Source organism: Dactylosporangium sp. NPDC051541 (genome assembly GCF_044454505.1).
Taxonomy (GTDB): domain Bacteria; phylum Actinomycetota; class Actinomycetes; order Mycobacteriales; family Micromonosporaceae; genus Dactylosporangium.
Genome location: NZ_JBITDU010000007.1, coordinates 364,286 through 387,191, shown reverse-complemented (window position 1 = coordinate 387,191; position 22,906 = coordinate 364,286). Strand labels below are relative to the sequence as shown.

Annotated in this window: 17 protein-coding genes; 9 read left to right on the top strand and 8 right to left on the bottom strand. The window is 74.4% G+C overall.

What is annotated here, in order from left to right; genetic code table 11:
* The first annotated feature begins 98 nt into the window (after window positions 1-98).
* The 4 genes from ACIA8L_RS30950 (at window position 99) to ACIA8L_RS30935 (ending at window position 5,706) form a co-directional block, all read left to right on the top strand.
* Window positions 99-272 carry a hypothetical protein gene (locus tag ACIA8L_RS30950; RefSeq protein ID WP_395910111.1) on the top strand — a complete coding sequence of 58 codons (174 nt, stop codon included), beginning with the start codon at window positions 99-101 and terminating at the stop codon, window positions 270-272.
* 23 nt (window positions 273-295) lie between these two features.
* Window positions 296-1,042: a class I SAM-dependent DNA methyltransferase gene (locus ACIA8L_RS30945; RefSeq protein WP_395910110.1), complete on the top strand. Its 747-nt coding sequence runs from the start codon at window positions 296-298 to the stop codon at window positions 1,040-1,042.
* Between the two features lie 87 nt (window positions 1,043-1,129).
* Window positions 1,130-2,446 (top strand): carbohydrate binding domain-containing protein, encoded by a 1,317-nt coding sequence (locus ACIA8L_RS30940; RefSeq protein WP_395910109.1) that lies wholly within the window; start codon window positions 1,130-1,132, stop codon window positions 2,444-2,446.
* Between the two features lie 83 nt (window positions 2,447-2,529).
* Window positions 2,530-5,706: a chemotaxis protein CheB gene (locus tag ACIA8L_RS30935; RefSeq protein ID WP_395910108.1), complete on the top strand. Its 3,177-nt coding sequence runs from the start codon at window positions 2,530-2,532 to the stop codon at window positions 5,704-5,706.
* Here the strand turns inward: ACIA8L_RS30935 and ACIA8L_RS30930 are convergent.
* Window positions 5,694-6,632: an MBL fold metallo-hydrolase gene (locus ACIA8L_RS30930; protein ID WP_395910107.1), complete on the bottom strand. Its 939-nt coding sequence runs from the start codon at window positions 6,630-6,632 to the stop codon at window positions 5,694-5,696. The two genes, ACIA8L_RS30935 and ACIA8L_RS30930, sit on opposite strands and share 13 nt — an antisense overlap.
* Before the next feature lie 74 nt (window positions 6,633-6,706).
* Complete coding sequence (locus tag ACIA8L_RS30925; RefSeq protein ID WP_395910106.1) at window positions 6,707-7,579, bottom strand: serine hydrolase; 873 nt, start codon at window positions 7,577-7,579, stop codon at window positions 6,707-6,709.
* 12 nt (window positions 7,580-7,591) lie between these two features.
* Here ACIA8L_RS30925 and ACIA8L_RS30920 point away from each other — a divergent pair, with 12 nt between their 5' ends.
* On the top strand, window positions 7,592-8,551 hold the full coding sequence (locus tag ACIA8L_RS30920) for a LysR family transcriptional regulator (protein WP_395910105.1): 960 nt from the start codon (window positions 7,592-7,594) through the stop codon (window positions 8,549-8,551).
* On the opposite strand, the gene ACIA8L_RS30915 is transcribed toward ACIA8L_RS30920, so the two are convergent.
* Complete coding sequence (locus ACIA8L_RS30915; protein WP_395910104.1) at window positions 8,548-9,363, bottom strand: LLM class flavin-dependent oxidoreductase; 816 nt, start codon at window positions 9,361-9,363, stop codon at window positions 8,548-8,550. The genes ACIA8L_RS30920 and ACIA8L_RS30915 overlap by 4 nt on opposite strands.
* Window positions 9,356-9,994: an alpha/beta fold hydrolase gene (locus tag ACIA8L_RS30910; RefSeq protein WP_395910103.1), complete on the bottom strand. Its 639-nt coding sequence runs from the start codon at window positions 9,992-9,994 to the stop codon at window positions 9,356-9,358. Before ACIA8L_RS30910 ends, ACIA8L_RS30915 begins: the two co-directional genes overlap by 8 nt.
* Before the next feature lie 85 nt (window positions 9,995-10,079).
* On the opposite strand from ACIA8L_RS30910, the gene ACIA8L_RS30905 reads away from it, so the two are divergent.
* Window positions 10,080-10,949: a LysR family transcriptional regulator gene (locus tag ACIA8L_RS30905; RefSeq protein ID WP_395910102.1), complete on the top strand. Its 870-nt coding sequence runs from the start codon at window positions 10,080-10,082 to the stop codon at window positions 10,947-10,949.
* 24 nt (window positions 10,950-10,973) lie between these two features.
* On the opposite strand, the gene ACIA8L_RS30900 is transcribed toward ACIA8L_RS30905, so the two are convergent.
* Window positions 10,974-11,747: an SAM-dependent methyltransferase gene (locus ACIA8L_RS30900; protein WP_395910101.1), complete on the bottom strand. Its 774-nt coding sequence runs from the start codon at window positions 11,745-11,747 to the stop codon at window positions 10,974-10,976.
* 269 nt (window positions 11,748-12,016) lie between these two features.
* Here ACIA8L_RS30900 and ACIA8L_RS30895 point away from each other — a divergent pair, with 269 nt between their 5' ends.
* The 3 genes from ACIA8L_RS30895 (at window position 12,017) to ACIA8L_RS30885 (ending at window position 15,226) form a co-directional block, all read left to right on the top strand.
* Complete coding sequence (locus tag ACIA8L_RS30895; protein ID WP_395910100.1) at window positions 12,017-12,985, top strand: DUF5937 family protein; 969 nt, start codon at window positions 12,017-12,019, stop codon at window positions 12,983-12,985.
* Window positions 12,986-13,120: 135 nt separating this feature from the next.
* Window positions 13,121-14,446 (top strand): hypothetical protein, encoded by a 1,326-nt coding sequence (locus tag ACIA8L_RS30890; RefSeq protein ID WP_395910099.1) that lies wholly within the window; start codon window positions 13,121-13,123, stop codon window positions 14,444-14,446.
* A 39-nt stretch (window positions 14,447-14,485) separates the two neighbouring features.
* Window positions 14,486-15,226, top strand: a complete 741-nt coding sequence (locus ACIA8L_RS30885; RefSeq protein ID WP_395910098.1) for a sulfite exporter TauE/SafE family protein — start codon at window positions 14,486-14,488, stop codon at window positions 15,224-15,226.
* A 24-nt stretch (window positions 15,227-15,250) separates the two neighbouring features.
* Here ACIA8L_RS30885 and ACIA8L_RS30880 read toward each other — a convergent pair whose 3' ends face one another.
* The 3 genes from ACIA8L_RS30880 to ACIA8L_RS30870 form a co-directional block, all read right to left on the bottom strand.
* Window positions 15,251-18,163 carry a glycoside hydrolase family 3 C-terminal domain-containing protein gene (locus ACIA8L_RS30880; protein WP_395910097.1) on the bottom strand — a complete coding sequence of 971 codons (2,913 nt, stop codon included), beginning with the start codon at window positions 18,161-18,163 and terminating at the stop codon, window positions 15,251-15,253.
* A 108-nt stretch (window positions 18,164-18,271) separates the two neighbouring features.
* The gene (locus tag ACIA8L_RS30875; RefSeq protein ID WP_395910096.1) at window positions 18,272-22,525 is read right to left on the bottom strand and encodes a trypsin-like peptidase domain-containing protein; all 4,254 of its coding nucleotides are present in this window, start codon (window positions 22,523-22,525) and stop codon (window positions 18,272-18,274) included.
* A complete protein-coding gene (locus tag ACIA8L_RS30870) occupies window positions 22,525-22,845 on the bottom strand; it encodes a trypco2 family protein (protein ID WP_395910095.1) in 321 nt (106 codons plus the stop codon). Before ACIA8L_RS30870 ends, ACIA8L_RS30875 begins: the two co-directional genes overlap by 1 nt.
* Between the last annotated feature and the right edge of the window lie 61 nt (window positions 22,846-22,906).

The following is a 22,906-nucleotide window of genomic DNA, read 5'->3' as shown; positions in this document are numbered from 1 at the left end:
TGCGGGCCGGCGGCACCGTCATCGAGACCGCGGCCGAGCCGATCGCGGCCGGTGCGGAGCAGCGCACGATCGCCTGCGGGCGGCTCGGCGACCGGCCCGTGGCCGCGACCGCTCCGTACGACGGCGGGGCCGTGCGGGTGTGGGACCTGGACACCGGCGCGCTGCGGCACCGGCTGCCGATCGAGGACGCCGTGCGGAGCCTGGCCCTCGGCGACGACGGCACCCTGGTGGCCGGGGTCGTCCGCGGCCTGGTGGTGCTCCGGCTCCGCTGAGCGGCACACGATAGGGTCCGGCGGTGATCGATTCGGATGGGTACTTCGGGGAACGGGTCGCAGCGCAGTACGACGAGTCGTCGGCGGACATGGCCGACCCGGCGGTTGTCGAGCCGATCGTCGACGCGCTGGAGGAGCTGGCCGACGGGGGCCGGGCCCTCGAGCTCGGCATCGGCACGGGCCGCATCGCCCTGCCGCTGGCCGCCCGCGGCGTGCGGGTGCACGGCATCGACCTGTCCCGGGCCATGGTCGCCCGGCTGCGCGAGAAGCCCGGCGGCGACGCGATCGGCGTGACCATCGGCGACTTCGCCACCGCCCGGGTCGACGCCGCGTTCTCCGTGGCCTACCTGGTCTTCAACACGATCATGAACCTGACGACCCAGGCCGCGCAGGTCGCCTGCTTCCGCAACGTCGCCGCGCACCTGCAGCCCGGCGGCCGGTTCGTCATCGAGGTGATGATGCCGGACCTGCGCCGGCTGCCTCCGGGGCAGGATGTCGTACCGTTCCACGTCAGCGACACCCGCTGGGCCTACGACCTGTACGACGTCGCGACCCAGTCGATGAGCTCCAACTACGTCGAGGTCGTCAACGGCCGCGGCGGCTTCCGCTCGATCCCGTTCCGCTACGTGTGGCCGGCCGAGCTGGACCTGATGGCACAGCTCGCCGGGCTGCACCTGCACGACCGGTGGGCCAACTGGCACCGCGAGCCGTTCACCAGCGACAGTACCCAGCACGTGTCCGTCTGGGAGAAGCCGGTCCTGCCGGACTGACCCCCGCACGGGCCTACACGCCGCGGCTGCTTCAGGATTAGTTAACAAACCTTGACATTCGGCGTCGGGTACCACTTTCATCGATGCATGCGTAGGTGGAGCGGGCCGGCGATCGCGGCCGGGTGTGTGACGGCCGCGGTGGTGGCGATCGCTGCGGTGGTCCTGCCGGCGAGTGCTGCGACGAACGCGATCGGTGACCCGGGGTTCGAGTCCGGGCTGTCCGGGTGGGCGTGCAGCGGCACCGCCGGCGCGGCGGCGGGCACCGTCCACTCCGGCGCCGCCGCGTTGCAGGCGACGCCAAGCGCCAGTGACACCGCGCAGTGCACGCAGTCGGTGCCGGTCACGCCCAACACGACGTACACGCTGAGCGCCTGGGTCAACGGCAGCTACGTGTACATCGGCGCGTCCGGAGCCAGCATCTGGACACCGTCCAGCGGTGGGGCGTTCCAGCAGCTCAGCACGTCGTTCACGACCAGCGCGACGACGACCAGCGTGACCGTGTTCGTGCATGGATGGTACGGGCAGCCGACGTACTACGCCGACGACTTCGTTCTCACGTCCGGCGCCGGTGGCACGCCGACGACCAGCAGTCCGACGCCCACCAAAAGCCCGAGCGCAAGCCCGAGCCCGAGCCGGAGCGCGAGCCCGAGCGCGAGCAAGAGCCCGAGTGCGAGTCCGAGTCCGAGCAACAGCCCGAGCAAGAGCCCAACCGCCAGCCCCACCGGTGGTACCGGTCCGGGCACGAGCCTGCCCGCCTGCTCGTTCTGGTCGACCGTCACCCCGCCGGTCCGCACCATCGGACCCAGCCACAACGCGACCAGCCAGGCACCGCAGTACGACCTCAGCGGCCGGCTGCCCGCGCCCTCGACCGTGACCGGCGCGCTCAGCGGCTCCAGCGTCACGATCACGTTCAGCCGGGTGGCCGGGGCCGTCGCCTACCGGGTGTGGCGCAACAGCCAGTCGGTCGGCTGGGTGGACGACTGGGGCCAGGCGACGCTGTCCGTGACCGACACCGCGCCGTGTCGCAACGCGCACTACACGGTCGTGGCCCTGCGCTCCGACGGCAGTGACGCCTCGACCGGCGCGCTGTCCCAGCCGTACATCCTCGCCGACAGCGGGGCCGTGCAGCCCTACGCCATCCCGGCCGGGACGCAGCTCGAGTACGAGGTCACGTCGTACAACGACCTCGGGCAGACGGCCAGCGGCATCAACACGGCGCTGGGGATCTGCGCGGTCGACACCCGATACATCCCGTGGGGCACCCGGTTCAAGGTCGACGGCTACGGGTACTGCTACGCGGCCGACATCGGCACGTGGATCCAGGGCCAGATCGTCGACGTGTGGCTGCCCGGGGCCGAGGCTGACGCCTGGGGCGTGCAGAAGCGGACCATCACGATCCTGTAGTTCCCCGCGACTCACCTCGCCGCGGACCGCCCGGCGGGTAGAGACTTGAGTCCACGCTGCCCAATGGCCAAGGAGGGCGCTTCGTGGACGGTCGTGAGCGGATCGAGGTCGTCGCGCTGGTCGCGTCGGCGGGCGGGATCAATGCGCTGTCGACGGTGCTGCGGGCGCTGCCGGACGACCTGCCGGCGGCGGTGATCGTGCAGCAGCACCTCGGCGCCCAGGGCAGCGCACTGGTCTCGGTTCTGCAGCGGCAGGCCGGTCGCAAGGTCGTCTGGGCCGGGGACGGCGCGCGGATCACGGCCGGTGTCGCGATCGTGTGCCCGCCCCGGTCCCGGATCGAGTGCTTCCCCGACGGCACGTGCGCGGTGCTGCCCACGCCCGGCGGGGCCCGCGAGTTTCCGCACGATGCGCTGCTCAAGTCCCTGGCCGAGTCGTTCGGCGGGCGGGCCCTGGCGGCCGTGCTGACCGGGATGGGCCGGGACGGAGCGGCGGGGGCGGCGGAGCTGAAGGCGGTCGGCGGTGTCGTCATCGCCCAGAGCGAGGACACCGCCGAGCAGCCGTCGATGCCGAGGGCCGCGGCCGAGGCGGGCGCCGACCTCGTCCTGCCGCTGCACGAGATCGGCGGTGTCATCGCCGACGTCGTCTCCGGCGGTGCGCTGCCCCGGCCGCGCGCGGAGGTCGACGCGGTCCGGGAGATCTTCGGCGGCCCGTCGGCCGTGGCGGGCATCGCCCGCGACGTCGACTGGGCGCACACGCCGCTGGGCCCGGTGGCGGGCTGGAGCGCGGCGCTGCGCACGGTGGTGCGGCTCGTGATGGGTTCGCCGGTGCCGATGCTCGTGCTCTGGGGCGAGCAGCGGATCATGCTGTACAACGACAGCGGTGCCGAACCGGGCGGCGTGCGGCACCCGGAGGACTTCGCGCGGCCCGGCCCGCACCTGTGGCCGCCGACCCGACCGATGACCGAGCCGCTGCACCAGCGCGCCGCCCGCCGGCTCCTCGACCGGCAGGGCCGGGCCCGCTACGCGTGGTTCGACATCACCTACTCACCGCTGTGGGACGAGCACGGCGCCGTCGCCGGCGTGCTGCAGTCGGCCCACGAGCGCACCGCCGAGGTGCTCGCGGCCCGGCGGCTGCGGATCGTCAACCAGCTGGCCGCGGCACCGCCGTCGCGGGACCGGCGGGAGGCACTGGCCGGCGCCCTCGCGATTCTCGGCCGGGCGGAGGACCTGCTGTTCGCCGCGGCCTACCGGTTCGACGCGTCCGGCACGCTGGCCGACCTGGCCGGTGCGGCCGGGGTCGAGGCGGGCAGCGTGCTGGCGCCGCACCAACTGCGGCTGACCGCCGGCGCCGAGTGGCCGCTGCACCAGGCGGCCGAGGCCCGCCGGCCGCTGCTGTTCGACGACCTCGCCGCGCGCTTCCGCGGGCACACGGTCGGCCCCGAGCAGCTGACGCCGGAGTGCGCGATCCTGCACCCGCTGCCGGACCACGGCCGGGACGACGTCGCCGGCGTGCTGGTGCTCGCCCTGCACCCGCGCCTGGCGCTGGACGACGGCTACCGCGAGTTCCTCGCCGTCGTCGGCGAGACGGTCACGGCCAAGGTCGCCGAGTCGCACGCCCGGCAGCAGGAGCGCCGGCGGGCCGAAGGGCTGGCCGAGCTCGACCGGGCCAAGACCGAGTTCTTCGCCAACGTCAGCCACGAGTTCCGGACCCCGCTGACACTCATGCTGGCCCCGCTGGAGGAGCTCCTCCAGCAGGCCGGGGACCCCATCCCGGCCCGCCGCGGCGACGTCGAGCTCGTGCAGCGCAGCGCCCGCCGGCTGTTGCGGCTGGTCGACACCCTACTGGAGCTGGCACCGGCCGAGCCCGGCCGGCAGGGGCCGCAGTACGCGGCGACGGATCTGGCCGCGCTGACCGCCGACACCGCGCTGACCTTCCGCAACGCGGCCGAGGCGGCCGGGCTCAAGCTGGTCGTCGATGCGGCCCCGCTGCCGGCTCCGGTGTCGGTCGACCCGCAGATGTGGGAGAAGATCGTCGCCAACCTGGTCGCCAACGCGCTGAAGTTCACCTGGGACGGCAAGATCGAGGTCGTCCTGCGCACCCTGCCGAAGCACACGGAGCTGGTGGTCCGCGACAGCGGGGTCGGCATACCGGCCGAGCACCTGCCCTACGTGTTCAAGCGCTTCCACCGGGTGCCGGAGACCCACGGCCGCTCCAACGAGGGCGCCGGCATCGGCCTGGCCCTGGTCGAGGAGCTGGTCCGGCGCCACCACGGCCGGGCCCGGGTGACCAGCGAGGAGGGCCGGGGCAGCACCTTCACGGTCTGGCTGCCGCTGATCCGGCGGGCCGACCGCCCGGGCCCGCCGGCCCGGGCCGGGGGCCTCGCCGCGGCCATGGCCGAGGAGGCCGCGCAGTGGGACCACGTCCGCGAGGAGCACGACGCCGCCCTCGGCCTGGACGGCCCGGTGGACCTCCCCGCGGCCGGGAAGCCGGCGGGCGCGCCGGTGCTCGTGGTCGACGCCAACGCCGACATGCGTGACTACCTGGTGCGGCTGCTCGGCGGGGCCTGGCCCGTGCTCGAGGCCCGCACCGCCGACGAGGCGCTCGAGACGGCCGCGCGGGCCCGGCCCGGGCTCATCCTGGCCGACGTCATGATGCCGCGCATGGACGGCTTCGCCCTGCTGCGCACCGTCCGCGCCGACCCGGCCCTGGCGCGGACCCCGGTCGTCCTGGTCACCGCCCGGGCCGGCGAGCACACCGCGATCGAGGGCATGCTCGCCGGCGCCGACGACTACATCGTCAAACCGTTCTCGTCCCGGGAGCTCCTGGCCCGGGTCGGCGCCCAGCTGGAGCTGTCCCGGGTCCGCCGCACCGCCGACGAGGCCATGCGGGCCAGCGAGGAGCGGCTGCGGCGGGTGCTGGAGACCGAACGCGTCGGCGTCCTGTTCTTCGACCAGTCCGGCACCCTGGTCGACGCCAACGACGTCTTCCTGCGGATGGTCGGCTACACCCGGGCCGAGGTCGACCAGCGCTTGCTGCGCTGGCAGGACCTGACCCCGCCGGAGTGGATGCCGACCAGCGAGGAGCAGATGGCGGTTCTGGAGGCCACCGGCCGGATCGGGCCGTATCAGAAGGAGTACTTCTGCAAGGACGGGTCGCGGCGGTGGATGCTGTTCGCCGGCCGCGACCTCGGCGACGGCAACATCTCCGAGTTCTGCATCGACATCACCGACCTCAAGAAGGCCGAGGCTCAGAACGTGTAGGGGGTGTCGTACTCCGGCCGCAGCACCCGGGAGCGCGGCGACGCCCGCCGGATCGCGGCGATGAACGCGTCGAGCTTCGCCGCGTCGGAGGCGGCCACGGCGGGCGGGTTGCGCAGCGGCGTCTCGAAGTTGTCCCAGTGCACCGGCACGACCACCCGCGGGTGCCCGAGCGCGGCGAGGAGCCGCCCCGCGTAGTCGTGGACAACGCCGCCGGAGGGCAGGGCGAGCATGGCCACATCCGGGTCGAGGCCGGTGAGGTTGCGCTCGACGAAGTCGCTGCCGCCCATGAAGAAGACCTTCGCGCCGCCGGCGATCGTCACCTGGTAGGCGAGGGTGTCGCCCTCCGGCAGGTCGGCGATCGTCTGCGGGGCGGGCGGCGCGGTGACCCGCACGCCGGGGAAGGCCAGCGTGTAGGCGGCGTTGCGGCTGTGCAGCGACGCGACGACCTCGACGGTGTAGTCGCCGAAGTCGAGGTACTCGCCGCCCTTGACCGGGATGGTCGCCACGCCGGACGCGAGCCCCAGGTGGTAGGCGGTCAGCGTGCCGAAGACCCGCGCGCCGGGGACCGTCCGCGCGATGTGCGGCACGTCGTTGAAGTGGTCCCAGTGCGTATGCGTGACGAGCACCGTCTCCGGCTTGCCGATCCGCGGGCCGATCGCGTCGGCGTCCACCCGCAGCGGCGTGGCCGGGTTGAACGCGCCGGTGAACAGGCCCGTCGGATAGCGGCTGAGGTACGGGTCGACGAGGACCGTGCGGCCGTTGATGTCGATGCGCCAGCCGGCGGTACCGAACCAGCGAAACGTCGCGGAACGGGAGCCGGCCGCCGTCGAAGCGAACGCCGCGGGACCCGGTGCGGCCAAGGCGGCCGGTGCGGCGACGGCGGTGCGGATGAGGGTACGGCGGTTCAGGTCTGGTGTGTCGGCCATGGCGCAAACCCAAGCACCGCCCGGTCCGGCCTGTCCAAGACCAGACCCGGCAACCGCCCATATCGGGATGGATATCAGCGCTGGTCACGCAGCATGTCGACGGCGGTGGCGGCGGCCCGGCCGAGGGCCAGGTCGACGTCGATGCGGGGGATGCGCCCGGCGCCGCCGGCGAAGACCGCGATCGCGTAGCGGCCCCCGTCGGGGTACTCCGCGACCCCGATCTCCATCGCCAGCCCGGGCAGCGTGCCGGTCTTCCCCGCGACCCGCACCTCGGCCGGGAACCCGGACCGCAGCCGGGTCCAGGCCATCTGCCGCGCCATCAGCCCGCGCACCGCCGCACACGCCGGTGGCGGCCCGGCCTCGTCCCGCCAGATCAGGCCGAGCAGTTTCGTCATGTCTTCGGGGGTACTGGCCGTGGTCCGACCCGGATCGAAGACGCGCAGGGTCGCCACCCGCTCCGGCGGCAGGCTCGGGAAGATCCGCGCGAACTCGGCGTCATCCCGGGCCCCGATGTCGGCGAACATCGACTCGAGCAGCTGCCGCGGGCCCCCGACGATCCGGGTGCGGTGCAGCCCGAGCTCGGCCGCCAGCAGGCCGAGGACGTCGGGCCCGCCGAGCCGGTGCAGCAGGACGTCGGCGGCGGTGTTGTCGGAGACGGACATGGCGAAGTACGCCAGGTCCCGCAAGGACAGCTCGATGTCGTCGGAGCAGCCCGCGGTACCCCAGCCGCCGAATCGGTCTTCAACGCCGACGACGACCCGCTCGGCGGGGTCGAGGACACCGGCCGCGACCTGCCGGGCGAACTCCAGGACCAGCAGCACCTTGACGATGGACGACAGCACGACCGGCGCGTCGGCGTCCAGCCCGACCGCCCGGTCCGAGTCGATGTCGCACACGTGCAGACGCCCGTGCACCCCGGCGGCGGCGAAAATGTCCCTGATCGACATAAGGTGCACTGTATGGGGGACCTGTCGCGGCACCTGCGATACTTCCTGGTCGTCGCCGAGGAGCTGCACTTCGGCCGGGCGGCGGAGGTGCTCGGCATCGCCCAGCCGCCGCTCAGCCAGGCCATGCGCCGTCTCGAACGGGAGCTGGGCGTGACCCTGTTCGACCGGCTCCCCCGCGGCACCGAGCTGACCGCGGCCGGCCGGGCCCTGCGCGACGAGGCACCGCAGTTCCTGGCGGCCGAGCGGCGGCTGCGGGCACTCATGCACAGCATCCGCGACGGCGACGTCGGCCCGCTGCGGGCCGGGGTGCCGCCGGAGACCCCGGCCGCGGCCCTCGGCGAGCTGCTGCGCCGCCTCGGCGAGCAGGCCCCGGGCCTCGACGTGGACCTGCAGGAGCTGACCACCGCCGAGCAGCTGGACCTCCTCGCGTCCGCGCGGCTCGACGTCGGCCTCGTCCACCACCCGGTTGACGCCGCCGACCTCGAGTGCGGGCCGGTCACCCGGGTGCGGCTCGGGGTCGTCCTGCCCCGCGCCTCGCCCCTCGCGCGGCTCCCCGAGCTCACCGCCGGCCGGCTCGCTGGGCAAGGGCTGGTCGTCTTCCCGCGGGCGACGGCGCCGGACTGGTACGACACCCTCCTGAGCCGCTGCCGGGAGCTCGGGTTCACACCGTCGCGGGTGCGCCACGCCCGCAACCCGGAGTTCCTGTGCGGGCTCGTCCTGGCCGGGCTCGGGGTCGGGCTGGAGCGGGAGGACGCGGTCCGGCGGGAGCCGCGGGTCGCGTGGCGGCCCCTGGCCGGGGATCCGCTGTGGCAGGAGACGTCGGCGGTGTGGCCGCGGCGGGCCCCGCACCCGGCCACGGCCCGGTTCGGGGACCTCGTCCGGGAAGTCCTCGAGACTCGCGACGACGCCCCCGCGCGGATCCTCGGCGCTCCGGGGCCGTGGTCGGTGGTGTTCGACCGGGCCCGGACCTAGGACGGTCCGTCGCGGATGACGCCGCGGACGTGGTCCAGGGACAGGGTGGCCGGGTCGAAGGCGGTCAGCAGCCAGGTCGCGCCGGCGCGGACGTAGGGGGCCGGGTCGTCGCCGGGTGGGAGTTCGGCCGCGACGTCGTACGGTGCCGAAGGGTCGGCCCGCAGCGCCGTCACCTTCGCGACCGCGGCCGCGAGGGCGTCGGGGCTTTCCAGGTTGACCGGGAAGAAGCCCTGATACCGGGCGGCGCGGCGCAGTGGTCTGGTGTAGCCGGGGAACGCCGCGACCCACACCGGCACGCCCGGCTCCTGCACCGGCCGCGGGAGGAACTCGACATCGTCCACAGTGTAGTGTTCCCCGCGGTGGCGGACTGGGGCGCCGGACCAGGCACCCTCCAGGATGGACAGTGCCTCGTCCAGCATCGCGCCGCGGCGGCGGTCGTCGGTCTCGTCGCCGAGGCGGGACAGTTCCTCGCCCGAGCGGTCCCCGCCGATCCCGACGCCGAGGGTGAGCCGGCCGCCGCTGAGCCGGTCCAGGGTCGCGGTTTCGCGTGCGACCTTCGCCGGGCGGCGGCGTGGCAGCGGGGTCACCATGGTGCCGATGCGGAGACTGGCAGTACCCACCGCAATCGCACTCAGGACGACCCACGGGTCGGCCACTTGCCGGATCGGGCTCTGCCACCGCACGTGGTCCCACACGAAGAACCCGTCCCAGCCGGCCTCCTCGGCCTGCGCGGCCAGGCGCGTGACGGCGAGCGGATCGGCGAGGGGGTCGAAGAGCGGCACCCAGATCGCCGACCGCGCCCCGTCAGGCATAGCCGTGCAGGAGGTCGGCGAGCGCGGCCGGCCGGCTCAGCGCCGCGCAGTGACCGGCCTCGATCGGGTCGGGTGTGATGCCGAGCCGCTGCGCCACGACCCGGCGCAGCAATGACTCGGGCAGGCATCGGTCCAAAGTGCACAGGACAAATTTGGCGGGTACTGCCGGGAGGCGCGAAAGCGGCCACGGCTGATTGTTCGCCACCTCGGACGGGTGCGTCCGCGAGCGCCGCAGCCCTTCCTCGCCGAGCGGGCGCGGCACATCGTTGTAGAACACCACGAACGGGTCGTCGTCGTCCCACCCCGGATGGCCGGCGTTCTTCCACCAGTCGGCGGGCCGCTCACCGGGTGCCGGCACCATCCCGGACACATACACGATCGCGGCCGCGCCGAGGCGTTCGGCGGCGAGCGGGGCCGTGAACCCGCCGAACGAGTGCGCGACGACGATCGGGTCCCGGTGCCCGTCGGCCGCGGCGACGACCGTGTCGGCGTAGGCGTGCAGGTCCGAGTGCTCGTCGTCGGGCAGGTCCGGGGCGATCACGTCGTGGCCGCGGGCCCGCAGCTCGGGCTCGAGCAGATGCCAGTCCCAGGCCGACCCGCCGGCGCCGTGAATCAGTACGAAAGTGGCCATGACCATCACGCTAGCCGCGACCGGACATCCAGAAAAACGATTGGTTCCGATCGTGTCGATCGCCGGAGCCGATAGAATACCTGGTGTGGACCTGCGCCAGCTCGCCACCATGGCCGCGATCGTCGACGAGGGCTCGTTCGGCCGCGCCGCCGCCCGCCTCGGCTACACCCAGTCGACGGTCAGCCAGCAGATCGCCGGGCTGGAGAAGGCCGTCGGCGGCGCCGTGTTCGACCGCCCCGGTGGCCCGAAACCGGTCACGATCACCCCGCTCGGCCGCGTGGTCCTGACCCACGCCCGCGACCTGCTGGCCCGGGCCGACGCCATGGCCGCGGCCCTCGACCGGTTCCGGGCCGGGGACGGCCGGGTCGACATCGGCACGTTCCAGAGCCTGTCGACGGTGATCCTGCCGGTCCTCGTGCGCCGCCTGCGCGCCGAATACCCCGACTGCGACATCCGCCTGTTCGAAGAAGAGACCGACCCGCCCCGCGTCGACGACCTCGACCTGGTCTTCTTCGACGGCCGCGCGACCGGCGACGTCGAGCACCGCAAACTCCTCGACGACCCCTACGCCCTGGTCGCCCGGCGCGGCACGTTCCCGCCCGGCCCAGTCCCGCTCACCGCCCTGCACCAGGCCCCGATGGTCGCCTGGCCCGCCGTCTGCGACCAGCCCCGCGTCGAGGAGGCGTTCGCCCGGGCCGGCGTGCGGCCGCGGACCGTGTTCCGCACGACGAGCAACGAGGCGGTCCTGTCGATGGTCCGGGCCGGCATCGGCTCCGCGGTCCTGCCCCGCCTGGTCCTCGACGGTGTCGACGAGGCCCTGACGGTCCACGACCTGCGGCCGGCGTTCCCGCCCCGGGAGATCTACCTCCTCTGGCCGGCCGGCCGCACCCACTCGCCCCTGGCCGCCCGGGCCATCGAGATCGCCCTCGACATCGCCGCCGCCTACCACCGCTAGGCGACCAGTCCTTCGTCACCACCGTCAGAGCTTCGTCGCGGTCACCATCGCGAAGCCCAGCAACTCGCCGGCGTCGGCGGTGAGCAGGTCGATGACCGCCTGGCGGCTGTGGGCCCGGCCGGTCCAGTCGCCGGTGTGCTCGGCCACCGCCCGGGTCCAGAGCCGCCAGTCCCGCCAGCCGTCGTCCTGCAGCCGCGCCGATGTGACGGTCACGAGCTCGGTGACCTCCCACTGGAAGCGCCACCACTCGGGGGTGTGCCAGGCGATCGGCTCCCAGCCGAACAGTTCCTTGACGGGCGCCGGGATCGCCCCGAGCTCCCGGATCTCCCGGGTCATGCCCGGCGTCGACATGCCGAGCCGGCCGCCGGTCCGCAGGAACTGCACCAGATACGGCAGATACCAGTCGGAGGTCCCGAAGTACTCGAAGGCGTCGATGCTGACGATGGCGTCGAAGCTGTCCTTCGCGAACGGCAGGTTGTGCGCCTCGGCCCGCACCGCGGTCACCCGATCGGCGACGCCGGCCTCGGCGAACACGGCCGCCGCCTCATCCGGCGCGATCCACCAGTCGGCCGCCACGACCTGGACGCCGTACTCACGGGCCAGGAACACGGACGTCGCGCCCTTGCCGGAGCCCAGGTCCAGCACCCGCATCCCCGGCCGCAGGTCGAGGTCCTGAGCCAGGTCCTCCAGCAGCCACAACGGATTTGGCCCCATGTCCAGGTCGAGCAGCCAGGCCGGGTCGTATCGGGACGAGCGCGGATACCGATCCGGGCGGATGAGCTCATCGTAGATTGTCACGAGTACCGATCAAAGCCGTTCACCCGCGGGCGGGCAATCGACAATTCGAGGTGGCCCCGGTGATCCGCGTGGTCAAACGGGCCGGACACGCGAGGTGAATGAATGTTTCGATGTTTCGGCTCAGGCGAATGGGCCCCGGCACGTGGAGTACGTTTCGGAAAATCCCGGCGGCTGTACCGCCTTATCGACTGCGGCGGTCGGAGAACTCGGACGTACGGGGTGGCGGCCGGTGGGCCGCCACCGCCACCGCGGCTTCTACGCTTGGGTGCATGGCGATCACGTGGCTGCTCGGCCCGGACGACGTGGCGCGGATCCGGTTCGCGTATTCGCCGGTCTGGGAGCTGATCGCGAGTGTGCGCACGCTCGCCGACCCGGCCCGGCAGGTCGTGCACCGCCCGTGGGCCAGCGCCGTGCGGCCGCGCCTGGCCGGGATCGAGGGGATCGACGAGCTGTTCGCGCTCGTGCCGCCGGACGGATACCTGCCGGACTTTCTGACCCCGCCGCCGGAGGAGCAGTCGCCGGCGTTCCCGGCCGAGCTCGAACGGGTCCGGGCGACCGCGCCGGAGACCGCCCGCGTGGAGGTGGGCCGGCTGCGGCCGCGGCGCTCGCCGGCCGTCCGCGCGTTCCTGGACGATCCGGCGGCCGGGGTCGAGCGGGTCGCCGCCACCATCGGACGCTACTGGGACGTGTGCCTGCGCGAGTACTGGACCCGGGTCCACGACCGGCTCGAGGCCGACGTGCTGCGCCGGACCCGCATCCTCGCCGCCGGCGGGGCCCACGCCCTGTTCGGCTCGCTGCACCCGGCCGTCACCTGGACCGGCGACCGGCTGCACATCGACCGCCCGCACACCCACGTCGAGGAGCCGCGCGGCGAGGGCCTGGTCCTGGTGCCCAGCGCCTTCCACTGGCCCGCGGTCGCGGCGATGTACGCGCCGTACCGCCTGATGGTCGCCTACCCGATCGCCGGCGTGGGCACGCTCTGGCAGGACACTGCGCCCCCGGCCCCCGACGGCCTGGCCGCGCTGATCGGCCGCAGCCGCGCCCGCATGCTCGTCGCCCTGGCCGAGCCGGCCACGACCACCGCCCTCGCCCGCCGCCTGTCACTGACGACGGGCGCGGTCAGCCAGCACCTGGCCGTCCTGCGCGGCGGCGGCCTGGCCGTCGGCCAGCGCGTCGGCAAGGAGGTGTACTACAGCCGCACCCCCACCGGTGACGCCCTCGCCGACGGCGCCGCCTGAGACCGCCGATGCCGGGTCACTCCACGCCAGCAGCGGTGTATCGTGACGGTCGATGAGCGGGAACCCGGTGCTGCGCGACCACGTCGCCGCCGTGACCGCCGTGTTCCTCACCGGCGCGTTGCCGCACTGAGCACAGTGGACGGTCAGCTGCGGCGGCATGTGCTGCCCGACTGGATGGCGGCCGAGTGCGCCGAGGCTCGGGCCCGCGGTGACTGGCGAGCGGCGTGCGCGGCCGCCCGGATCACCGTCGTCGCCCGTTCGGACGCGGATGTGGACGCGGCCGCCGGGATGCTGGCCGGACTGGCGCCGGAGCTGCTGCGCCTCAACCTGCCCCGGTCGCGGAACGGGTCGGGCGTGCTGTGGCCCGGCGCCCGATACGTGCTCGCGCCGGACGGACCGGTCGGCGCGGACACCGTCGTGCTCGAGGTCCGGGCCCCGACCTGGCGGACGAGTTCGCAGCGGCTCACGCTGCACATCGCCCGCCTCGGCGACCTGGGAGCCGGGCCGGTCGTCCCGCTGCCGCCATACCTGTGGGACGCCCGCCGCACCGGTGAACGGCCGCCGGCTCTGCGCGAGCCGCCCGGCGCCGCGGCCTGGACGGCGGCCGGCTGGCACCTCGACGACAGCGTCGAGCAGTCCTTCTGGAGCCGGGTCGGCGCCGACCTCCTCGACCGCACCGACCCGCTGCTCGCCGCGCACGAGCTGCGGCGGGTCGCGGCCCAGTTCGGCCAGGCCGTCTGGTCGCTGCGGACCAAGCATTATCCGCGCCCGAACCCGTCGCCGGGGTTCAACTGGTTCCTGCGCCTGGAAACGGCCGCGGAGCAGCTGCGGGTGACCTGGGTCAAGGACCCGCCGCCGGGACCGTACCGGGCCGAACTCTGCCTGCACCCGGCCCTGCTGGCGGCTTCGGTCGCGGCGCCGGAATCGGCACCGCCGGCCGTTGCGGAGCGCGTCCGGGTGCGCTGCCGGGGCGTGTGGCACGAGATCGCCGTCCGGGCCGGTCGGCTCGAGCTGCTCGACCACACCGACGGCGAGCGGCCGGCCGAGCTGACGCTGCGGGACCTGGGCGGCGAGGCCAGCGCCTGCTTCCGCATCGAGGCGGCCTGGCGGGCCGGTGGCAAGGACTCCGAACTGCCGAAGAGCCTGCGACGGTACCGCCGCGACCTGTGGCTTCGCATCGAGCACGGCGGCAGCCGGGCGGTCCTGGCGCTGCTCGACGCGGACCTCGACCCGCACCTGCGTGACGGCCTGGGCCGCACGCTGCTGCACCACATCCACCAGTTCGACCACACCGAGCTCCTGCCCCGCCTGCTGGAAGCGGACCTGGACGTCAACACCCAGTGTCGCCGCCGCTGGACCCCGATGTGCGAAGTCCTCGTCCACGACCCGCCCGCCGACCTCCTGCTCGCCCTCGATGCGGCCGGCGCCCACCCCCGCCTCGCGCATCGGCTGGACCGCTGACGGCTGGACCTCGGGCCGCCCGCGGTAGATCATGCTCGGGTGTCGTGGTGGATGTATCCGGTCCTGCTCGTGGCCGGCGTCGGCGGTGGCCTCGTCGGTGCCGTTGGCGGCGTCGCGTCGCTGGTCAGCTACCCGGCGCTGCTCGCGGTCGGGCTGCCGCCGGTGGCGGCGAACGTCACCAACAGCGTCGGGCTCGTGTTCAGCAGCGTCGGGTCGATCGCCGGCTCGCGGACGGAACTGGCCGGCCAGGCCCGCCGCCTCCGCCGGCTGATCGCGGCCGCCGTCGCCGGCGGTGTGGCCGGCGGAGCCCTGCTGCTGCTCGCGCCGGCCTCGTCGTTCGAACTGGTCGTGCCCGGCCTGATCGCGCTCGCGTCGGCCGCGATCCTGCTCCCCCGCCGGGCCACCGCGACCGACCACGAGCAGCGCTGGCCCCTGCTCGGCGGCGTCTTCCTGATCGGCGCCTACGGCGGCTACTTCGGCGCCGCCGCCGGCATCATGATGCTGGCCCTGATGCTCGCCCTGACCCCCGAAACCTTCGCCCGCGGCAACGCCATGAAGAACGTCCTGCTCGGCTCCGCCAACGCCGTCGCCGCCGTCGCCTACGCGCTGTTCGGCCCGGTCCACTGGCTCGCGGTGCTGCCGCTGGGCCTCGGCGGCTTCATCGGCGGCCGCCTCGGCCCGGCCATCGTCCGCCGCTCCCCACCCCGAGCCATGCGCTGCATCATCGCCACCCTCGGCCTCGGCCTCGCGATCACGCTCGGCTGGCGGACCTACCGCTGAGGGCCGCCGGCCGGCGTGGAGCCGTCACGCGTACAGGTTGAGCTCGGCGATCGACCACCAGCTGCTCGACGTGCCGGTCTGGACGATGCGCACGTACCGCGCCGTCTGGGCCGGGAACGCGGCGGTCACCAGGGCGGCGGTGCCGGTGCCGGTGGCGATCGGGACGCTCCAGGTAACCCCGTCGGGCGAGGTCAGGATCTGATAACCGTGGGCGTAGTCATTGGCGCTGCCGGCCGAGTCCATCCGCAGCTTCGCGAACGTGCGGGCGGTACCCAGATCCAGCTGGAACCATTGGCCGTTGACCATCGGGGTGCCCGTCGACCAGCGGGTGGCGGTGTTGCCGTCGAGGGCTCGGGCCGGCACATCGGCGCCGCCGGTGGCCGAGGCGGTGGCCGTCCAGCCGGTCCGGGGCAACGGGGTGTCGGCCGGTGGCGTCCCGCCGATCGTGGCCTGGCCGGTGAGGCGGATGTCGCGGGACGACGCGCCGACGTACACCTGGTGGGTGCCGCCGGTGGTGGTCCAGGTGGTGCCCCAGTACTGGAAGCTGCGGGCGTCCAGGGTGACCGAGACGCGCTGGGTCTGGCCCGGGTTGAGCGTGACCCGGGCGAAGCCGCGCAGGTTCTTCGGGGGCTCGCCGGTGGCCGCGGGCTGGCCGATGTACACCTGCGGGATCTCGGAGCCGGCGCGCGGGCCGGTGTTGGTGACGTCGAAGGCGACGGCGACGCGGCCGGTGGCGTCCGGGGCGGCGACGGTCAGGTTCGCGTAGGCGAAGGTGGTGTAGGACAGGCCGTGGCCGAAGGGGAAGAGCGGGGCGACGTTCTGCGCGTCGTACCAGCGGTAGCCGACCTTCAGACCTTCGGAGTACGACACCTGCCCGTTCTGCCCGGGCCACTGCGCCGTGGTGCTCGCCGGGACGTCGGTGAGCCGGGCCGGGAACGTGACCGGGAGCTTGCCGGTGAAGTTCGCGTCGCCGTAGAGCAGGGCGGCGAGGGCGTTGCCGTCCTCCTGGCCCGGGTACCACGCCTCGATGACCGCCCGCACGCTGCCGAGCCACGGCATGGTGACAGCCGAGCCGCTGTTGACCACGACGACGGTGTTGGGGTTGGCCGCGGCCACGTCGGCGACGAGCTGGTTCTGGGCCGCGGACAGGTCGATGCCGGCCAGGTCGGAGCCCTCCGACTCGAACTTGTCGACGAACACCAGCGCCGTCGAGGCGCCGCGGGCCGCCGCGATCGCCTGGTCGTGCACGGACTGGCCGGGCGCGGACCAGCCCAGGGTCAGGTTGCTGGCGCCGCCGCCCTGGAAGTAGTCGACCTCGACGCTGACGTTCTGGCCGGCGGTGAGGGCGATCGAGCCGGTGCGGGTGGTGCTGCCCTGGTTGAACCAGTTGTTGATGACCTGCTGGCCGTTGATCAGCAGCCGGCTGCCGTCGTCGCTGGTCAGGGAGAACTGGTAGGTGCCGGTCGCGGCGGGCTTGAGGGTGCCGGTGTAGCGCGCGGACCAGTTCGTCGCGTTCACGCCCGGTGCCGGGGCGGCGCCGCCCCACACCTTGTCGATCGCGCTTTCGGCCCGCGAGAGCACCGCGCTGCCGGACAGGTCGGTGGTGTTGTAGTAGGCCGCGGTCAGGCCGGTGAACGCGCTCGCCGGGACCGGCGGGAGGGCGCCGTCGGCGGCCGGGATGCCGGGGGCGTAGACGGCGGAGGCGCTGCGGGCGTGGATCGCGTCGAAGGGCGTGACGACGTAGGGCGCGTTGACCGCCGCGCTGCCACCGCCCTGGACCATGGCCCGGGTGCCGCCGCCGGGGCCGATGACGGCGACGGTCGCGCCGCTGCCGAGCGGAAGGGCATTCGAAGCATTTTTCAGCAGTACTGCGCCGTCCCGCGCGACCTGCCGCGCGACGTCCGCGTGCGCCGCCGTCGTGACGACCGCGGCCGTGTTGACGGTCTGCGCCTTGTCGAACAGGCCGCGGCGGAACATCGACAGCAGGATGCGCCGCACATGGTCGTCGATCGTCGCCTGGGCCACCTGCCCGTTCTGCACCGCGGTGGTGAGCGCCGACCCGAAGTACTGGCTGCCCGGCATCTCCATGTCCAGGCCGTTGTTGGCCGAGGCGACCGTCGAGTGCGTGGCCCCCCAGTCCGAGGTGATGAACCCGGTGAACCCGAGGTCCCGCTTCAGCACGTCGTTCTGCAGCGGCCCGTTCTCGCAGGCGAACGCCCCGTTGACGGCCGAGTAGGAGCACATCGCCGAGTCGGCCTGGCCCTGCTGGACGGCGGCCTCGAAGGCGGGCAGATAGATCTCGCGCTGGGTCCGCGCGTTGACGATCACGTTGTCCGACAATGTGTTGCGGTTCGTCTCCTGGTTGTAGGCCGCGTAGTGCTTGACCTGGGCCATCGGGCCCTGGCTCTGGATGCCCTGGATGTCGGCCGCGCCGACCTGCCCGGCCAGGTAGGGGTCCTCGCCGAACGACTCGAACGCCCGGCCCCACCGCGGGTCGCGCACGATGTTGATGGTCGGCGCGAGCACCACGTTCGTGCCCTTGCCCCACTGCTCGGAGCCGAGCACCTCGCCGTACTGCCGGGCGAGGGCGGTGTTCCAGGTCGCGGCCGCGGCCACCGGGGCCGGCAGCTGCGTGACCCCGGTGAACCCGTCCCCGGCCCCGACCGGCCCGTCCTGCAGCCGGATCTGCGGAATGCCGAGCCGCGTGTTGGCGTCGACGCAGCCGGCGAACCCGCAGCCGGCCCCGCCGTGCAGCATGGTGAGCTTCTCGGCCTGGGTCATGGCGGCGAGCAGCTCGTCGGCGCGCTGCGCGGGCGTCTGCGTGGCGTCGCGCCAGGGCTGGTCGGCCGCCTCGGCGGCGCGGGCCCCGGCGAGGAGCCCACCGGCCAGCGCGGTGACGAGGCCGGCGGCGAGCAGGGCACGGCGAAGTGACGGCATGATGCTCCGTTCAGGTCATGGCGGTGACCGCAACGCGTCCCCGGCCAGGAGGGCGGGAGAGCGCTCTCCGAGCCTCGCGCCTAGGGCCCGGACTGTCAAGGGCTTCGATTACCCGGCGACCGTCCACGGCGGCCGCGGCTGCCCCGTCCGCGCACACCACTCGGCGTTGAGCTCGCCCATCAGCTCGAGCATCGCGCCGGTCGCGCCCCGGTCGTGCGCCTCGGCCAGCAGCTCGGCCACCCCGTCCAGCGCATCGCGCTCCAGCCGGTCCAGCGCGGCCAGCAGCAGCAGCGGGGCCGGGCGGTGGCCGGCCAGGACGGCAGGCTCGGCGAACAGGCGCAGTGCCCCGTACCGCTCGTGGGCCAGGCAGAGCTTGACCAGCAGTGCGACGGCTCCGGTGGCGATCCGGTCGCCGAGCACCGGCAGCAGCCGGCCGTAGACGGCCGCGGCCCCGTCGAGCAGGGCGTCGCTCAGGTGACTCAGCCCGCCGAGCTCGGGGTCGAGCCGGTCCAGGCGCTCGACCGCGGCCGCCACCGACGCCGCGGCCGGCTCCGGTTCGCCGGTCGCGGCGAGCGCGAGGCCCCGCACGATCAGTGCCTCGGCCAGCCCGAACCGCCGCTCGAACGGCTGCGGCGGCGCGCTGTCCACCGGGCCGGACAGCCGGATGGCCTCATCGGCGAAGCCGAGGGCGGCCACCGGCCGCCCGGCGTCGACGAGCATGCCGGCCAGCGCCGTCAACGACCCGATGAGCGGCCAGACGGCGTTGAGGTCGGCGACCGCGTGCCGGCGGCGCAGCCCGACCACGACCTCGGCCGCCGCCACCGCCTCGTCGTGGTCGCCGCGCGCGGAGGCGGCGATCGCCAGCACCTCGGCCGTGTCGCAGCGGTCGACCTCCAGGCCGGGGGCCGCGGCCGGGTCCGCCTCGGCGAGCCCGCGATAGAGCGCGTCCGCCGCCCGGGCCGGCTCCTGCGCGCGGTCGAAGCGGCGCTGCAGCTGATACATCCGGGCCCGCATCAGGAACACGTCGGCCAGCAGCCGCCGCTCGGCCGGCGTGTCGCCCGGCCCGCCCCGCAGCACCAGCTCCGCCTCGGCCAGCAACGCCTCCGTGGTGTCGTGGCGACCGGCCAGGCCGTAGGTCCCGGCCGCGCTGCCCAGGGCCCGGGCGAACCGGGACCGGAACGTCTCCGGGGCGTCGGCGAACAGCGCCCGGTCGATGCGCAGCGCCTCGTCCTCCGAGGCGATCGCGGCCGCGGCGCCGCGCTGCTCCTGTATCGCCCGGCTGCGATCGCGCAGCAGGCGGGACACCATCGGGAGGTACGGCTCGGGGGCGAGGTAGGCGAGGCGGCGGTACACCTCCAGGGCTTCTTCGGCCGCGATTTCCATGTCCGCGAACCGCTCCAGCCGCTCCCGCACGCCGACCAGCAGCGTCAGGATCGAGGCCAGGTCGTCGTCGAACTCGCGGCCGAACGCGGCCCGCATGTGGGCGACCGCGGCCTCGGCCGGGCCGAGCGCCTCGGCGTCCAGACCGAGGTCGTGCAGCACCCGGGCGAGAGTGGTGAGCGCGCCGACCAGCAGCTTGTCGGCCAGGCCGGGGTTCGAGCGGCGCATCGCCCGCAGGATGGCGACGGCCTCCTCGAGGCCGGCCCGGGCGAGCTGGCTCTGATCCTCCTCGTACAGCGCCCCGCCGAGCAGCGACAGACACAGCGCGAGGTTCATCGCGTGGACGTCGGGGTCGGTCCGGACACCCTCGCGCGCGCTGGCCACCGCCTCGGTCAGCAGCTCGATCCGGCGTTCGCCGCGCGGCTCCGCCATCGACAGGCCGGCCAGGGCCGGGCCGAGCAGCAGCGGCTCCACGGCGCCCCGCTCGGCCAGCAGCGCACCGACCTGGGTGGCTGAGGTCGTCGCCTCGCCGTCCCGGCCCGCCAGCGCGAGGATGGCGGCCAGGTTGGACAGCAGGATCGCCCGGCCGGCGCCGTCCGCGTCGGCGGCCCGCTGGACGAGGTCGATGACCTCCCGCTGGACCCGCGCGGCCTCGTCGTAGCGCAGCTGGCCCTGCAGCGCCAGGCCGACGCTGGTCAGCACCGACAGCCGGGTGGCGCGGCGGGCCTCGGCGTCCGGGCCGTCGGGGTCGGCGTCGATCGTGTCGAGGGCGTCGCGGGCCCGTTCGCCCGTGGCGAGCGCGTCGGCGTAGCGCCCGACCATCGACAGGCGCAGCGCCAGCGCCGCCAGCAGGTCGCAGTGCAGCAGGTCCGGCGGCTCGCCCGGGCCCGGCTCGACGGCCTCGGCGAACGCGGCCATGACCTCGACGGCGTACTCGGCCAGCACGATCGTCGACGGTGGCAGCGCGTCGGCGAGCTCGGCCAGGGCGGTGTCCGTGTCCATGTCCGGCGCGGCCGGGCCGGACCGCAGCGCGGCCAGGGCGGCGCGGAGGCCGGCGACGAGCATCTCCGGCTGCTCGGCCCGGACGGCCACCGCGACGGCGTGGGCGGCGAGCCGCCGGGGCGCGGCCGCGAACGTGGCCGTGGTGAGGGCAGCGATGCCGTCGTGGCGGGCGGCGACTCGGGACAGTACCGTCAGCCCGCGCTCGATCTGATCCCCCGCCCCGGCCGGCAGCAGGTCGGTGACCAGCCCCGGGGTGTCCCGGACGGCCCCGGCCACCAGGTGCTCACCGAGCGGGTCGGGCTGCAGGCCGCCGAGGTAGCCGTCGGCGGGCGGCGGATACAGCTCGTGGAGCCAGTCGGCCGCGAACTCCCACACGTTCGGCCGCTCCTCGGTCCAGCCGGGCAGGGACCGCAGCAGGCCGATGGTCTCGGCCCGGGTCGCGGCGCCGTACATGGTGGCGGCGGCGACGGCCCGGCGCAGCAGCGAGCGGTGCCGGGGCTCGGGGAAGCCGATCCGCTCGCTCCAGTACGCCGACCAGTAGCGCTCCTCGTGGGCGAGCAGGATGTCCTCGGGGGCGGGGCCGGCCCCGCCGACCGGGTCGGGGCCGGCCTGCAGCAGGTCGGCCAGGGCGCGCATGTGGATGGCGAGCACCGAGCCGAAGTGTCCGGCGGTCAGGTCGGGCGGGTCCGGGTGGTCCGGGCCCGATGTGCCGCGGGCGGTCGCGAAGTCGGCCAGCGCGGTGCGGTAGGCGGCCTCGCGCCCCGGCACCGAGTCCTCCAGCGCGGCCAGGCCGACCGCCTCGGCGTCGACCAGCAGCCGGGCCCGCAGCTCGTCCCACCACTCCCCGGCCGTGCGGGCGAGCAGGAGCAGCCGGACCGGGTGCTCACCGGCGTAGGCGGCCAGCTCCCGGATGACGGCGTCGACGCTGTCCGGGGTGGCGGTCTCGGCGTAGTCCAGGACGTAGAGCGTCGGCCCGGCGATCGAGCCGAGCAGCCACAGCCGGTCCGGGTCGACCCGCCGCCGCAGCTCCCCGGCGAGCCAGCCCGCGCCGCGCAGCCGGGCGACGAGCTCGCGGGCCAGGCGGGTCTTGCCCTGCCCGCCGCCGCCGTGGAGCAGCCGGGCCTGCAAACCCGGCCGCTCGTCGCACCACGCCAGCAGCCGGTCGAGCTCGGCGCGGCGGCCCCGGAACCGGACCACCTCGTTCTCGGCCAGCAGCAGGTAGGCCGGGGGCGCGCCGGTCCGCGCCGGGGTCGGCTCGACGAGCAGCGGGGCGAGCTCGACCGACTCCAGCCACGGTGTGCCGCCGCCGCCCGCCGCGACGGCCGCCCGGAACCCGGGCCGGGCGAACAGCCGCTCGGCCCGCACCGCGGTCAGCCGGCCGTGCTGGTAGGCCAGCTCGTCGGTGACGATGACGCCGACGACGAGCCCGGCCCCGCACACGACGGCGGAGCCGGAGGCGCCGGCCCACGGCGTCTGCCCGGGGGCGGTGGTGAGCGGGGTCGCGTCGTCGACGCTTATCGCGTAGCGGCCGGCGACCTGGCGGCCGATCGGCTCGCCGGTGATCGGGTTGATGTGCCCGGCGACGTGCTCGGCGGTGCGCTCCTCGCCGCTGCGCGCGCCGGTGGGCACCTGCGACAGCGGGTAGCCGATGGCGGCGCAGGGCAGGCCGGGCTGGGCGGTGGTGAACCGGCCCCAGCGGCACGGCCCGGCGACCGGCGGCGCCCAGCCGGGGTCGTCGATGTGCAGCAGCGCCACGTCGAGGCCGGACCAGACGACCCGGGCGGTGCTCCGCTCGGCGCGCCGCCGCACATTCACCGGGGCCGTCAGATCGGGCAGGACGTGGGCCGCGGTCAGGACGAGCCGCGGCGCGATGAGGTAGCCGGTGCCGAACGACCACGAGCCGTCGGCGGCCGGCCGGTCCGGGCTGATCGCGACGACCCGGCCGGGGTCGGCGACGGCCGGCCGGGTCCCCGCCGGCATCAGCCGAGCGGGTCGGCGTCGTGGTGGCCGGAGATCGTGGCCGATCCGCCGGTCGCGCGGTCCTTCGGGTGCAGGGTGACGGTCAGCTTGTGGGTGGCGGTGCGCCCGGACTTGCCCTCGATCCCGGCCTCGACGGCGTAGACGTTGACGCCGAACTTGCCGCCGCCGCTGCTCTCCAGCTCGACGCCGAGCTCGATCTCGACCGAGCCCACCTCGAACGGCATCGCCGAGTCGGCCCCGAGCCGCTGCGCCCGCAGCAGTTCGGCCCGTACGGCGGCCACAGCCTCGGCCAGCCCGACGGAGACGGGACGCTCACCCATAAGTCACCTTCGCTTCGTTGAGGGGTCGGACGAATCTGACGGACAGCAGCCGGTGGTGTCA